Raw genomic sequence first — 12,429 nt, 5'->3', positions numbered from 1 at the left:
CATGCACGTCGTCTTCCGCGAAAGCCACGGGTTAGAAGAAACTGAAACCCCAACCGATCTGGGCCAGAGCCCAGCGGATTTGGTGGTGCTGTCCTTCTCGGACAGTGACCTTGGCGCTTTCGCGGCAGGCTGGCATCGTGGTGGAGGCCCCGAGGGGCGTATGCCCACGATGCGATTGGCTAACTTGACCGCGCTGAAACACCCTCTGTCCGTCGACACTTATGTAGAACAGACATTGGAGGGCGCAAAGGGCATCCTAATTCGCCTGATCGGCGGAGTGCCTTACTGGACCTACGGGTTGCAGCAGGTTCTGGCGCTTGCGCAAGCCAAGGGTATTGCCTTGGCTGTTTTGCCAGCGGACGGGCGTGAAGACACAAGGCTCGACGAATACTCGACTCTACCAGTCTCGACCCTGCGCCGATTGGCACATCTCTGCGACACCGGCGGAGAAGTCGCGGCTCAGGCCGCCTTGGCACAGATGGCTTTGGCAGCTGGCCTGTATGCCGGTCCGGTGATGGGGGCCAAGACCCTGCCCGAATGCGGTGCGTGGTGCCCAGACCGGGGCGTAATTCCCGCGGACACTGCTTTTACCGATAGCTCAAAACGCATCGTTGTCACCTTCTACCGCGCCTATCTGACCTCAGCCGACACCGCACCGGTTGCGGCCCTGATCCGTAGCTTAAGAGGCCGTGGGCTCGAGGCCGTCGGCATGTTCGCGCCATCCCTGAAAGCTCCGGCAGCCGCTGATTGGTTGCGCGACAGTCTCGTTGCGATGAACCCGTCAGCGATCATCAACGCAACGTCCTTCTCGGGAAAGGGCGCGTCGGGCACTTCGCCCTTGGACGCTGCGAATGTACCAGTCTTTCAGGTTGCTCTTGCCACGTCCCGCCGCAAAGCATGGGCCGAGGCGGAACGCGGCCTGTCCCCTGCTGACCTCGCGATGCATGTCGTATTGCCCGAAGTTGATGGACGGATTTCAGCGGGCATCGCATCGTTCAAAGAACCGGGCAAGCGCGATCCGCATCTGGAGTATTCCCGTTTCGCCCACCGAGCCGAGCCTGAGCGCATCGAAGCGATACTGGACCGCGTTACGGGTTGGCTAAACCTCAACGACAAATCCAAGGCTGATCAGATTCCAGCTTTGGTATTGTCGGCCTATCCCGGCAAAGACTGGCAGATGGCCCACGCAGTCGGCTTGGACGCCTTGGCCTCGGCCGAGGCGATGCTGTCAGATCTTGAAGGCGAAGGTTATGATACGGCACCGGCAGAGCCGATTGCTGAAACCCTGCTGGACGCTCGTATTTCGTGGTCGCTGCTGGACTACCAGAACGAATTGGCAGAGCTGCCTGAACAACTACGGGCAGACCTGAAAACAGTTTGGGGCATTCCCGAGGACGACCCAGCCTTTTCAGATGGTGCGTTCCACTTCACCGCCATGCGCCGAGGCAAAGCCTTGGTGGCGTTGCAACCCGAGCGTGGTACACCTGAGCTACGCGACGACGATTATCACGACCTGTCGCGCACCCCGCGCCACAGCTATGTCGCCTTTTATCTTTGGCTGCGCAAAGGCCTCGGTGCCGACGCTTTGATCCATATTGGCGCGCACGGGACACTGGAATGGCTGCCGGGTAAGTCGGTCGCCCTGTCCGGCGACTGCTGGCCCGAGGTTCTGATCCGCGATCTGCCTGTGATCTACCCGTTCATCGTCAACGACCCCGGCGAGGCTGCGCAGGCCAAGCGGCGGATCGGCGCTGTAACACTTGGCCACATCCCGCCACCGATGAAAGAAAGTGGTACACCCGATCGGATGGTGCGGCTGGAATCCCTGCTGGACGAATTCTCGAACGCCGATGGTCTCGACCCTAAACGTCGTGACCGCCTGCAAGAGGACATCCGCGACGAAGCGCAAGCCATCGGGTTAGAAAGCGACCTCGGGCTTGATCAGGCCACCTGCACTGCCGAGGCGATCACCCGCATCGACCGCTTTGTCTGTGACATCAAGGAAAGCCAGTTCGGGGACGGGCTGCACATCTTTGGCCGCGTTCCAGAAGTGACCGGCAATTTCGACCCTGCACCCTCGGCGCACGCCGAACGCAACGCGCTGCTCGACGCGCTGGCTGGCAAGCGGATTGAGGCCGGGCCATCCGGCTCGCCCTATCGCGGCCGGTCGGACGTGCTTCCGACAGGTCGGAACCTCTATACCACCGACCCGCGCTCGGTCCCAACCCGCGCGGCCTATACCCAAGGGGTGAAGCTGGCTGAGGAACTCGTCCGTCGGCACTTGCAGGAAGAAGGCGACTATCCCAAAGGGCTGATTGTTGACCTGTGGGGGTCGGCAACAATGCGCACGGCGGGTGAAGAGTTCGCCATGGCGCTGCACCTGCTGGGCGTGAAACCGGTTTGGGACAAGGGGTCCGAGCGTGTGTCGGGCATTGAAGTTCTTCCGATCACCGACCTCAGCCGCCCGCGCCTTGACGTAACACTGCGCGTCTCGGGCCTGTTCCGCGATGTATTCCCAACGCTTTCGGCGCTCTACGGACAAGCCGTTCGAGCGTTGGCTGACCGTGATGAGGCACCGGATTGGAACCCTTACGCCGGTCAGGCTCCGGCAGCGCGCGTGTTTGGTCCTGCTCCGGGAAGCTATGGCTTGAACATGACCCACCTTTCCGAAACCTACACGGATGAGGCTCGGGCGCAGGCTGGCGAAGCATGGCTTGAGGCCAGCTCCTTTGCTTTGGAAGGCGAACATATTGCGCAGGACAAAGCAGGCATCACCGAGCGTGTCGCCAACGCGGACAGCTTTGTACACCTGCAGGATCTGACCGAAACCGATTTGCTGCTGGCAAACGATTATGCAACGCACGAGGCCGGGTTCGCCGCTGCCAAGAAGATCACCGGCGGCACGGCGCAGCTCTACCACCTGGACAATACCAACCCGGAGAATCCGCGTGCGCGTACCCTGCCCGAAGAGATCAGCCGCGTTGTACATGCCCGAGCAGCAAATCCCGATTGGATCGGCGGAATGCAAAGGCATGGGTTCAGGGGGGCTGCTGAGATCGCGGCAACGCTGGACCACATGGCTTCGTTTGCGCATTTGTCCGGTACGGTCGCGCCGCATTTGTTCGATCTCTATCACGACGCCACCCTTGGCAACGAAGAGGTGGATGCGTTCCTGCAAGAGGCCAACCCAAAGGCCCATCAGGCGATGCAGGACCGGTTCCGCGCATTGTTGGAAGCAGGTCTTTGGAACACGCGCCGGAATTCTATCCGGGCCGATCTGGAGGGGCTGAGATGAGCGCGCCTATCGTTCAAGGCTGGTGCCCCGGAGCGCATCGCCCGATGATGTCAGGTGATGGGTTGGTTGTTCGCGTTCGCCCTCGGCTTGCGCGCCTGAACGTCGAACAGGCATTGGGATTGTGTGATTTGGCCAATCGGTTTGGCAATGGCACGATCGATCTGACCAACCGCGCAAACCTTCAGCTACGCGGGGTGAAGGAAACCGATCACCAGCCCTTGCTGGCCGAGCTTTCAGCGCTCGACTTGTTGGACGCGGAACCCGGTATCGAGGTGCGTCGCAACATCTTGGTAACGCCGCTCTATCAGGCGGGCGACCTGACAGCGCGGTTGACCCAAGAACTCATTGACCGTCTGGCTGAGCTGCCCGCCCTACCCGCCAAGTTCGGCGTCGCCATCGATACCGGAGCCCAGCGCCTTTTGGCTGGGGACTCGGCTGACATCCGGCTTGAGACTGCGACCGATGGCCTGATCCTGCGCGCTGATGGTGCACAAACCGGGCGGCTCGTTTCAGAGGCAGAGGCCGTCGACCAACTGATCGCGCTGGCGGACTGGTTCTCTGAGAATTTCACATCTGAGACACGGCGCATGGCTCGAGTGGTCGCCACGCAAACCCTGCCGTCAGAATGGCAAGGCCACGCCCCCGGGCCTAACGGCGCACCGCTTCAGCCAGGCAGCTGCAATCTGGGTGCTTTTTATGGTGCCCCCTTTGGGCAATTGCCCGCTCAGGAGCTCTATGAGCTGATCCAGACCAGCGGTGCCTCTGCCTTACGGGTCACGCCGTGGCGACTGATCCTTCTGGAAGGCGCGGCGGCGATATACACCCCGGATTTTGTCACGGATGGCACCGACCCGCTCATGACCACCGACGCTTGCCCCGGCGCACCGTTCTGCCCTCAGGCGCAAGCCGAAACCCGCGACATCGCGCGCGCATTAGCGCCTCGAGTCTCTGGCATTCTGCATGTCTCAGGCTGTTCCAAAGGATGCGCCCGGATGGGCGTCGCGGATGTCACTTTAGTCGGCCACGATGGACGATTTGATCTTGTCAAACAGGGCCGCGCGGGGGATGAGCCCTGCCAGCGCGGGCTAAGCCCCGAAACACTTATGACCATGGACTTCACCTGATGCCCTATGAATACGAAACCGATGGCGCGGCGATCTATAAGGAAAGCTTTACCACCATCCGGTCCGAGGCCGACCTGGCCCGGTTCGACGCCGACGAAGAGCAGGTCGCCGTCCGCATGATCCACGCCGCCGGTATGGTTGGGCTGGAGGAGTTCGTTCATTTCTCACCGGGCTTTGTCTCGTCTGCGCGAACGGCGCTAGAGAACGGCGCACCGATCCTGTGTGACGCGCGCATGGTTAGCGAAGGTGTGACCCGGTTCCGCCTGCCCGCTGACAACGAAGTGATCTGTACGCTGCACGACGAACGCGTACGTCCGCTGGCCGCTGAGATGAGCAACACGCGCTCGGCCGCAGCGCTGGAACTGTGGCGTCCCCACCTCGAGGGCGCTCTTGTCGCCATCGGGAACGCGCCCACTGCGCTGTTTCACTTGCTGAACATGCTTGAAGACCCCGATTGCCCACGCCCTGCCGCCATCATCGGCTGTCCAGTTGGCTTTGTCGGCGCGGTCGAGTCCAAAGATGCTTTGTGGGAGGCCCAGCCGGTACCGTCATGCATCGTCAAAGGCCGTCTGGGCGGCAGTGCCATCACCGTCGCCGCCGTCAACGCTATCGCGAGCCGTGCCGAATGAGCGCGGGTAAGATATACGGCGTGGGCCTCGGCCCCGGTGACCCAGACCTGATGAGCGTCAGGGCCGACCGCCTGTTGCGCAATGCCCGCCACGTGGCCTTCTTTCGCAAACCGGGCCGCAGCGGTCAGGCGCGCAAGATCGTCAACGGCATGATCCCCGACGGTGCAGTGGAATTCCCGATGGAATACCCGGTCACCACCGAAATCCCGCTGACCGATCCGCGTTACAACGAATTGCTCTCGGCCTTTTACCAAGACTGCGCCGCACATCTGAAATCCCTGTCGGATCAGGGCGAAGACGTGGTGGTTCTGTGTGAGGGCGACCCGTTCTTCTACGGCTCTTTCATGCACCTTTATAGCCGCTTGCGCGATGAAGCTAATGTTGAAGTCGTGCCTGCCATCACCGGCATGTCCGGCGCGTGGACGGCGACCGGCGATCCGATCACTTGGGGCGATGACGTACTGACCGTATTGGTAGGCACCCTGCCCGAGGACGATCTGGCGCAGCGCATGGCACAGACAGACGCTCTGGTCGTGATGAAGATCGGCCGCAATATCGACAAGGTTAAGCGGGCGCTACAAACGGCTGGTTTGTATGACCGGGCCTGGATCGTTGAATTCGCGCAAATGCCCGACCAGACAGTGACCAAACTGTCTGAGGCGTGCGACAAGGTCACTCCATATTTCTCGATCATCATCGTTCATGGGCAGGGGCGTCGGCCATGAGCGGGTGGGTCAAGATCGCGGGCCTTGGCCCCGGCAACGAAGCTCTGGTTACCCCTGAGGTCACGGCCGCTCTGGCCGAGGCGACTGATGTCGTAGGCTATATTCCCTATGTCGCGCGTGTGGCCCAGCGCGAAGGATTAACGCTGCACGCCAGTGACAATCGGGTTGAGATTGACCGATCTCAGCATGCCCTGCAAATGGCAGCCGAAGGTAAACGGGTGGTCGTTGTATCCTCGGGCGATCCGGGGGTGTTTGCGATGGCCGCTGCGGTTTTCGAAGCGCTGGAAAACGGACCGCTGGAATGGCGGGAGATTCAGATCGATGTGCTGCCAGGGATCACCGCGATGTTGGCGGCATCTGCGCGTGCTGGCGCTCCGATGGGGCACGATTTCTGCGCCATCAACCTCAGCGACAACCTAAAGCCGTGGTCACTGATCGAAAAGCGTTTACGTCTGGCAGCGCAAGCCGATTTCTCCATGGCCTTTTACAATCCACGCTCGAAATCCAGGCCCGAAGGATTTGTAAAGACGCTGGAAATCCTGCGCGAAGAGTGCGAGCCAGAGCGACTGATCCTGTTCGCCCGCGCCGTCTCGCGCGAAGACGAAGCAATTCGGATTTCGACGTTGGCCGAAGCCACCCCAGAGATGGCGGATATGCAGACCGTGGTTATCGTTGGCTCATCGCGTACTCGCGTGATCGAACGCAGCGGCGCCCCAATAGTGTACACACCGCGTTTCACCCCGGACGAGGGTCAGGGATGATCCAACCAGTCCAGAACCTGTGCAACACTCGACCATTCCGTCCGCTGCGGCAGGACCGGGCGGTCGATCATAAGCACTGGCAGGCCCAAAGCACGCGCGGCGTCCAGCTTGGCGCGCGCACCGGTGCCGCCTGCGTTCTTGGACACCACCAGCTCGATTCCGTGATGCTGCATCAGCCTCAGATCGTCCGAAACGGTAAACGGCCCGCGCGAGACAACCACATCACAATTCGGCAACGGCAAACTGTCAGGCTCATCAACCAGACGCAAAAGGTAATGGTGCTGGGGTTGAACGCTAAAGTCTTCGAGATGCATTCGTCCAACGGCCAGAAAGATACGCTGAGACGTACCAGACAGCGACGTAACGGCTGCATCGATGTCAGGGACATGAGTCCAGCGGTCACCATCTTGCGCAGTCCAAGCCGCGCGCGTCAGAGCGGCCAAATGCACTCCGGCTTTTTCGCAAGCCGCGATGGCGTTCCCGCTCATCTGCGCTGCAAAGGGGTGAGTGGCATCAATCACATGGGTAATCGAGTGATCCCGCAAATAGCTCGTCAGTCCGTCGATGCCGCCAAATCCACCGACACGAACCGGCAATGGCTGCGGTCGCGGATTTTCGACACGCCCCGCGTAAGAATAGGTCGCTGGAAAGTCATGCTCAGCCACGACCTTGGCCAGCGCATTGGCTTCGGTCGTGCCGCCGAGGATCAGGAGGTTTGTCATGTCTGAAGCTCCGTGGCTGACCGTTCTGGGGTTGGGCGAAGATGGACTGGATGGACTGCCCCCTGCAAGCCGTCAAGTGCTGGAGCGCGCTGAAATCATCATGGGCCCACCGCGCCACTTGTCTCTGGTCGCGGAAACCGATGCAGAGAGGGTCGAGTGGCCCGTTCCCTTTGCTGATGGCTTTCCGATCCTGACTGGATTCCGCGGGCGGCCAACCGTTGTTTTGGCCTCTGGTGATCCCTTCTGGTTTGGCGCCGGCTCGGTCATCGCGCGCAATTTCGAGGTCGGAGAGTGGACGGCCCTGCCGGGTCAGTCGACCTTTTCCCTTGCAGCCGCGCGATTGGGCTGGCCGCTGGAGAGTACACTGACGTTTGGCCTGCACGCGGCGCCGCTAACCCGGCTTAGGCCACACCTGTCGCCGGGCCTGCGTGCAATTCTGTTGCTGCGCAATGGAGCAGCCGTGGCGGAATTGGCAACCTATCTGACCGAAACCGGTTTTGCAGATAGCGCCCTGCACGTGATGGAGGCGCTTGGTGGTCCCCGTGAACGATCACGTACCGTGTCCCTGACCGAGGCGCTTTTAGGCAGCTTTGACCATCCCGTATGCGTCGGCCTTGAGGTTGCGGGCGAAGGACGCGCCTTTCCCAAAGCGTCAGGGAAACCGGATGAGATTTTCGAAACCGACGGGCAGATCACAAAGCGTCCGGTTCGGGCTCTTACACTGTCGGCGCTGGCACCTCAGCGGGGCGAGCACCTATGGGATATTGGCGGTGGCACCGGCTCAATCGGCATCGAATGGCTGATGTGCGACCCAACCTTGACTGCGACGACGATCGAACCCCGCGCGGATCGCGCTGAACGTATTCGCCGCAATGCTGATGCGCTTGGTCAGGACCGGCTGAAAGTGATCCACGGCACCGCACCGGATGCACTACACGGGCTTGCTCTGCCTGACGTGGTATTCATTGGTGGTGGGCTCAGCCCCAACCTGCTGGCATGGCTTCGCGACGCACTGCCCGCCGGAACCAGGCTGGTCGCCAATGCAGTGACACTGGAAAGCGAAGCACTGGTGGCACAATGGCACGAGTCACTGGGTGGCGAGCTCTTGCGTATCGAACTGGCCCAAGCGTCGGCACTTGGTCCTCGGCGCGGATGGAAATCCGCGTACCCGGTCGTGCAGTGGAGCGTCACCCTATGATCGTGGCTGGCATCGGTTTCTCTTCAACCGCCACGGCAGAAAGCCTGCGCGTTGCCTTTGACCGGGCCAGTGTCGGTTTGCGCGTTGAAGCGCTTGCAACTGTTGCTGACAAAAAAGACCATCCCGCTCTGAACGAATTTGCCGCGACGGCCGCCCTGCCCTTGCATTTCGTTACGCCCGCCGATCTGGCCGGGCAGCGCACTCTCACTTGCTCGAACCGCAGTCGTGCCACATATGGCACCGGCAGCGTGGCCGAAGCATCCGCCCTTGCCGCGGCCGGTACCGGCGCGCGGCTCACTTCACCCAGACATATCTCAGACGATCGGCTTGCCACTTGCGCCGTCGCCATCGGAGGACAAACATGACCGTTCATTTCATCGGCGCCGGACCGGGCGCTGCCGACCTGCTGACCCTACGGGGCCGTGACATCATCGCGTCCTGCCCTGTGTGTCTCTATGCGGGTTCATTGGTGCCCGAGGAAATTCTCGGCCACTGCCCCGAAGGCGCAAAGATCGTGAACACCGCGCCAATGGATCTCGGTCAGATCATGGCCGAGATCGAGGCTGCGCATAAAGCAGGACAGGATGTGGCCCGGCTGCATTCCGGCGATCTGTCTGTCTGGTCGGCGATGGGCGAGCAGATCCGCCGTCTTAAAGAGATGGGCATCCCTGTCAGCGTGACCCCTGGCGTTCCATCCTTTGCCGCTGCTGCGGCTTCGCTGGGCACCGAACTGACCCTACCGGGACTGGCTCAGTCGGTCGTACTGACCCGAACACCGGGACGCGCATCGTCGATGCCCGAAGGCGAAACATTAGAAAACTTCGCCCGCACCGGTGCAACACTCGCCATCCACCTGTCGATCGGCAACCTGGACAAAGTCATTGCCGACCTAAGCCCGGCCTATGGCGCCGATTGCCCGGTGGCCGTGGTGTATCGCGCCAGCTGGCCGGATGAGCGGATCATCCGAGCAACGCTGGCGACATTGAAAGAGGCGCTGGACGAAAGCATTTCGCGTACCGCGCTGATCATGGTTGGCCCTGCCCTAGCTGGTGAAGGTTTTGACGAAAGCTGTCTGTATTCGAAAGACTACGACCGTCGCTATCGCCCGCAGAGCGCCGACAGCCCATGGTCGAGCTGGAGCCACGGCGATGACTAACCCTCCGGGCATTTTGATTTCAGCGCCATCTTCCGGCACCGGCAAAACGACGGTCATGCTGGGCCTTTTGCGCGCACTGGCCGAAGATGGGCTGGCCGTTCAGCCTTTTAAAAGTGGACCGGACTACATCGACCCTGCCTTTCATCAGGCAGCGGCACGCAGGGCTTCGTTCAATCTGGACAGCTGGGCAATGGGTGATCCATTGCTGAGCGCCATCTCAACGCAAGCCGAAGGAGCAGATATCGTCGTTGCCGAGGGTTCGATGGGTCTGTTTGACGGCGTCGCCAAACCAGGGGAACTGGGACATGGCTCAAGCGCCGAAACCGCGTTGCGTATGGGTTGGCCTGTCGTTCTGGTCCTGGATGTAGGTGGACAGGCCCAATCAGCCGCAGCGACCGCGCTAGGTTTCAAGATGTACAACCCAGATTTGCCTTTTGCGGGCGTGATCCTGAACCGCTGCGCCAGCCCTCGCCATGAACGGTTGACCCGGTTGGGAATGGAGCGCGCCGGCCTGCCTGTTCTGGGTGTTTTGCCACGTCGCGGAGATCTGACTTTACCCGAACGCCATTTGGGGCTGATCCAAGCCGTCGAGCATCCGGATTTGGAAAGCGCGATTGTCGGCTATGCTGCCTTTCTACGTGAGCACGTGGATCTTGAGGCAATCAAACAGGCGGCCTCCTCAGGCCCCATTGGGCCATCGTCGGCCGCGCTGCCGCGCCCACCTGCCCAGCGGATTGCACTCGCACGGGATGCCGCTTTCTCGTTCACCTATCCGCATTTGCTAAAGGGATGGCAGGCGGCTGGGGCTGAAATCCTGCCTTTCTCGCCTTTGGCGAATGAAGCCCCTGCTGAAAATGCTGACCTGGTCTGGCTGCCTGGTGGCTATCCTGAGCTGCACGCTGGGACGCTTGCGTCCGCTGAAACATTCCAAAACGGTTTGCGCAGGCATGCCGAGACCAAGCCCGTTCATGGCGAATGCGGCGGATACATGGCTTTGGGACAAGCGCTAATCGACAAGGATGGCGTTCAACACCAGATGGCCGGCCTTTTGGGTTTGGTGACCTCTTACCAGAAGCGCAAGTTCAACCTTGGCTATAGAAAGGCAGAACTGCTGACGCCTATGCCTGGTTTCACCAAAGGGGCAGCTCTTCGAGGGCACGAGTTTCACTATTCATCGATTGTCGAGCAACCCGACCCACCGTTGGCCCGAGTTTTTGACGCCGAAGGTGCAGAAGGCCCTCAAACAGGATCAGTTCGCGGCAACGTGACCGGCACGTTCTTTCACTTGATCGCGGAGGCTTCGGCATGAGCGGATTTGTCTCTTTCATCGGCTCCGGTCCCGGTGACCCGGAACTGCTGACCCTTAAAGCTGTGGACCGGATGAGAAAAGCTGATGCGGTTTTGTTTGACGATCTCAGCAGCGGCCCAATCCTGAGCCACGCGCACGACGACGCCGATCTGGTTGGTGTCGGCAAGCGCGCCGGGCGCCCTTCGCCCAAGCAAGATCATGTCAGCCGCCTGCTTGTGGATTATGCCAAGACTGGCGCTCGCGTTGTACGACTGAAATCTGGTGATGGCGGGTTGTTCGGCCGGTTGGAAGAAGAGTTGGTCGCCCTGCGCGAAGCCGGCATTGAATATGAAATCATCCCCGGAATTCCCTCAGCCGTGGCCGCAGCGGCGGCGGCGGGTATTCCGCTGACACGACGACTAACTGCCCGAAGAGTTCAGTTTGTGACGGGGCATGATGTCAGTGGCAAACTACCTGAAGACTTGAATCTGGCCGCACTCTCCGACCCGGATGCAACAACTGTGGTATTTATGGGCAAGCGGACGTTTCCTTTGCTGGTGAAGACGCTGCATGAGCACGGCCTCCCGTTGGATACGCCGGCTCTGATGGCCGAGTCAGTTTCGACACCAGACCAGAAACTGCATCGCGCAACTATCGGCGGGCTTTCCGAAAAGCTGGAAAACGAGATTGGTACCTCCCCGGCGCTGATCCTTTACGGCCCTCTGGCAGAGTTCGACGATGTTTGATCTGAACCTTATCGGCATAGGCACGGGCAACCCTGATCATGTGACCTTTCAAGGTGCGCAAGCTATCCGAAATGCGGATCTGATATTGATTCCCCACAAAGGCGAGAACAAAGCTGATCTTGCTGGACTGCGTGAAGAGATCATTGCTGCGGTAACAGACACGCCCCCCCAAACCGCCTATTTTGACATCCCCAAACGCCGTGCTGACGATGGGTACCTGAGGGGCGTTGACGAATGGCACGACGCCATCGCTCTGCGTTGGCAAGAAGCCATTTCTGCCCACCCCGAAGCGAAACAAGTAGCACTGCTGATTTGGGGCGACCCTTCGCTATATGACAGTTCGTTGCGGATTGCCTCGCGCCTGGACCCGCAACCGAAAACGCGGGTGATCCCGGGTATCACGGCGCTGCAGGCACTGACGGCAGCGCATGCGATTCCAATCAACGATTTGGGCGCTCCATACATCGTTACCACTGGCAGACGCATTAGAGATGAAGGTTGGCCCGTAAACGCCTCAAAAGTAGCGGTTATGCTGGATGGAGAATGTTCCTTCCAAAGCCTGGATATGGCTGAGTATGACATATGGTGGGGCGCCTATGTTGGCATGAAAGAAGAGATTCTGATCCAAGGGCCTTTGGTCGATGTTGCACAGAAAATTCTGGACACCCGCGCCAGTGCTCGTGCTGATCACGGGTGGATCATGGATATCTATCTGCTGAAGAAGAACGCGGCCTGAACCATCGGGCTGCGCAATCGATTGCCCACGTGATTGTGTGTGCGCGCCA

General features: G+C 60.4%; 12 protein-coding genes. 11 read left to right on the top strand and 1 reads right to left on the bottom strand.

The window, feature by feature from the left end; translation table 11 throughout:
* Window position 1: 1 nt before the first annotated feature.
* Genes cobN through cobJ form a run of 5 tightly spaced genes read left to right on the top strand, consistent with a single transcriptional unit; the run spans window position 2 to window position 6,534 of the window.
* On the top strand, window positions 2-3,295 hold the full coding sequence (cobN, locus tag ACR0EO_RS00300) for a cobaltochelatase subunit CobN (protein WP_480686400.1): 3,294 nt from the start codon (window positions 2-4) through the stop codon (window positions 3,293-3,295).
* Window positions 3,292-4,419, top strand: coding sequence for a cobalamin biosynthesis protein CobG (locus ACR0EO_RS00295; RefSeq protein ID WP_480686399.1), 1,128 nt, complete (start codon window positions 3,292-3,294; stop codon window positions 4,417-4,419). The genes cobN and ACR0EO_RS00295 overlap by 4 nt, the downstream gene beginning before the upstream one ends.
* The gene (locus ACR0EO_RS00290; RefSeq protein WP_480686398.1) at window positions 4,419-5,048 is read left to right on the top strand and encodes a precorrin-8X methylmutase; all 630 of its coding nucleotides are present in this window, start codon (window positions 4,419-4,421) and stop codon (window positions 5,046-5,048) included. Before ACR0EO_RS00295 ends, ACR0EO_RS00290 begins: the two co-directional genes overlap by 1 nt.
* Entirely contained in the window at window positions 5,045-5,773 is a 729-nt protein-coding gene (locus tag ACR0EO_RS00285; protein ID WP_480686397.1) for a precorrin-2 C(20)-methyltransferase, read from the top strand. The genes ACR0EO_RS00290 and ACR0EO_RS00285 overlap by 4 nt, the downstream gene beginning before the upstream one ends.
* Window positions 5,770-6,534: a precorrin-3B C(17)-methyltransferase gene (cobJ, locus tag ACR0EO_RS00280; protein ID WP_480686396.1), complete on the top strand. Its 765-nt coding sequence runs from the start codon at window positions 5,770-5,772 to the stop codon at window positions 6,532-6,534. Before ACR0EO_RS00285 ends, cobJ begins: the two co-directional genes overlap by 4 nt.
* Here cobJ and ACR0EO_RS00275 read toward each other — a convergent pair.
* On the bottom strand, window positions 6,525-7,256 hold the full coding sequence (locus tag ACR0EO_RS00275) for a cobalt-precorrin-6A reductase (protein WP_480686395.1): 732 nt from the start codon (window positions 7,254-7,256) through the stop codon (window positions 6,525-6,527). The genes cobJ and ACR0EO_RS00275 overlap by 10 nt on opposite strands.
* On the opposite strand from ACR0EO_RS00275, the gene cbiE reads away from it, so the two are divergent.
* From cbiE to cobF, 6 genes are read left to right on the top strand one after another with little or no spacing between them, the layout of a single operon-like run.
* A complete protein-coding gene (cbiE, locus tag ACR0EO_RS00270) occupies window positions 7,255-8,454 on the top strand; it encodes a precorrin-6y C5,15-methyltransferase (decarboxylating) subunit CbiE (RefSeq protein WP_480686394.1) in 1,200 nt (399 codons plus the stop codon). The two genes, ACR0EO_RS00275 and cbiE, sit on opposite strands and share 2 nt — an antisense overlap.
* Window positions 8,451-8,819: a cobalamin biosynthesis protein gene (locus tag ACR0EO_RS00265; RefSeq protein WP_480686393.1), complete on the top strand. Its 369-nt coding sequence runs from the start codon at window positions 8,451-8,453 to the stop codon at window positions 8,817-8,819. Before cbiE ends, ACR0EO_RS00265 begins: the two co-directional genes overlap by 4 nt.
* Complete coding sequence (gene cobM / locus ACR0EO_RS00260) at window positions 8,816-9,610, top strand: precorrin-4 C(11)-methyltransferase (protein WP_480686392.1); 795 nt, start codon at window positions 8,816-8,818, stop codon at window positions 9,608-9,610. Before ACR0EO_RS00265 ends, cobM begins: the two co-directional genes overlap by 4 nt.
* Window positions 9,603-10,919 (top strand): cobyrinic acid a,c-diamide synthase CobB, encoded by a 1,317-nt coding sequence (locus ACR0EO_RS00255; protein WP_480686391.1) that lies wholly within the window; start codon window positions 9,603-9,605, stop codon window positions 10,917-10,919. The genes cobM and ACR0EO_RS00255 overlap by 8 nt, the downstream gene beginning before the upstream one ends.
* Window positions 10,916-11,644, top strand: a complete 729-nt coding sequence (cobA, locus tag ACR0EO_RS00250) for a uroporphyrinogen-III C-methyltransferase (protein ID WP_480686390.1) — start codon at window positions 10,916-10,918, stop codon at window positions 11,642-11,644. The genes ACR0EO_RS00255 and cobA overlap by 4 nt, the downstream gene beginning before the upstream one ends.
* Entirely contained in the window at window positions 11,637-12,380 is a 744-nt protein-coding gene (gene cobF, locus ACR0EO_RS00245) for a precorrin-6A synthase (deacetylating) (RefSeq protein ID WP_480686389.1), read from the top strand. The genes cobA and cobF overlap by 8 nt, the downstream gene beginning before the upstream one ends.
* Window positions 12,381-12,429 lie beyond the last annotated feature (49 nt).

The sequence above is a fragment of the Ruegeria sp. BE9 genome, from assembly GCF_056538765.1.
This window is presented reverse-complemented; position numbering and strand designations above follow the sequence as displayed.

What these genes read in the sequence shown, in the direction of transcription:
- cobN (WP_480686400.1), top strand. Translation starts at nt 2, where the DNA reads ATGCACGTCGTCTTCCGCGAAAGCCACGGGTTAGAAGAAACTGAAACC.
- ACR0EO_RS00295 (WP_480686399.1), top strand. Translation starts at nt 3,292, where the DNA reads ATGAGCGCGCCTATCGTTCAAGGCTGGTGCCCCGGAGCGCATCGCCCG.
- ACR0EO_RS00290 (WP_480686398.1), top strand. Translation starts at nt 4,419, where the DNA reads ATGCCCTATGAATACGAAACCGATGGCGCGGCGATCTATAAGGAAAGC.
- ACR0EO_RS00285 (WP_480686397.1), top strand. Translation starts at nt 5,045, where the DNA reads ATGAGCGCGGGTAAGATATACGGCGTGGGCCTCGGCCCCGGTGACCCA.
- cobJ (WP_480686396.1), top strand. Translation starts at nt 5,770, where the DNA reads ATGAGCGGGTGGGTCAAGATCGCGGGCCTTGGCCCCGGCAACGAAGCT.
- cbiE (WP_480686394.1), top strand. Translation starts at nt 7,255, where the DNA reads ATGTCTGAAGCTCCGTGGCTGACCGTTCTGGGGTTGGGCGAAGATGGA.
- ACR0EO_RS00275 (WP_480686395.1), bottom strand. Translation starts at nt 7,256, where the DNA reads ATGACAAACCTCCTGATCCTCGGCGGCACGACCGAAGCCAATGCGCTG.
- ACR0EO_RS00265 (WP_480686393.1), top strand. Translation starts at nt 8,451, where the DNA reads ATGATCGTGGCTGGCATCGGTTTCTCTTCAACCGCCACGGCAGAAAGC.
- cobM (WP_480686392.1), top strand. Translation starts at nt 8,816, where the DNA reads ATGACCGTTCATTTCATCGGCGCCGGACCGGGCGCTGCCGACCTGCTG.
- ACR0EO_RS00255 (WP_480686391.1), top strand. Translation starts at nt 9,603, where the DNA reads ATGACTAACCCTCCGGGCATTTTGATTTCAGCGCCATCTTCCGGCACC.
- cobA (WP_480686390.1), top strand. Translation starts at nt 10,916, where the DNA reads ATGAGCGGATTTGTCTCTTTCATCGGCTCCGGTCCCGGTGACCCGGAA.
- cobF (WP_480686389.1), top strand. Translation starts at nt 11,637, where the DNA reads ATGTTTGATCTGAACCTTATCGGCATAGGCACGGGCAACCCTGATCAT.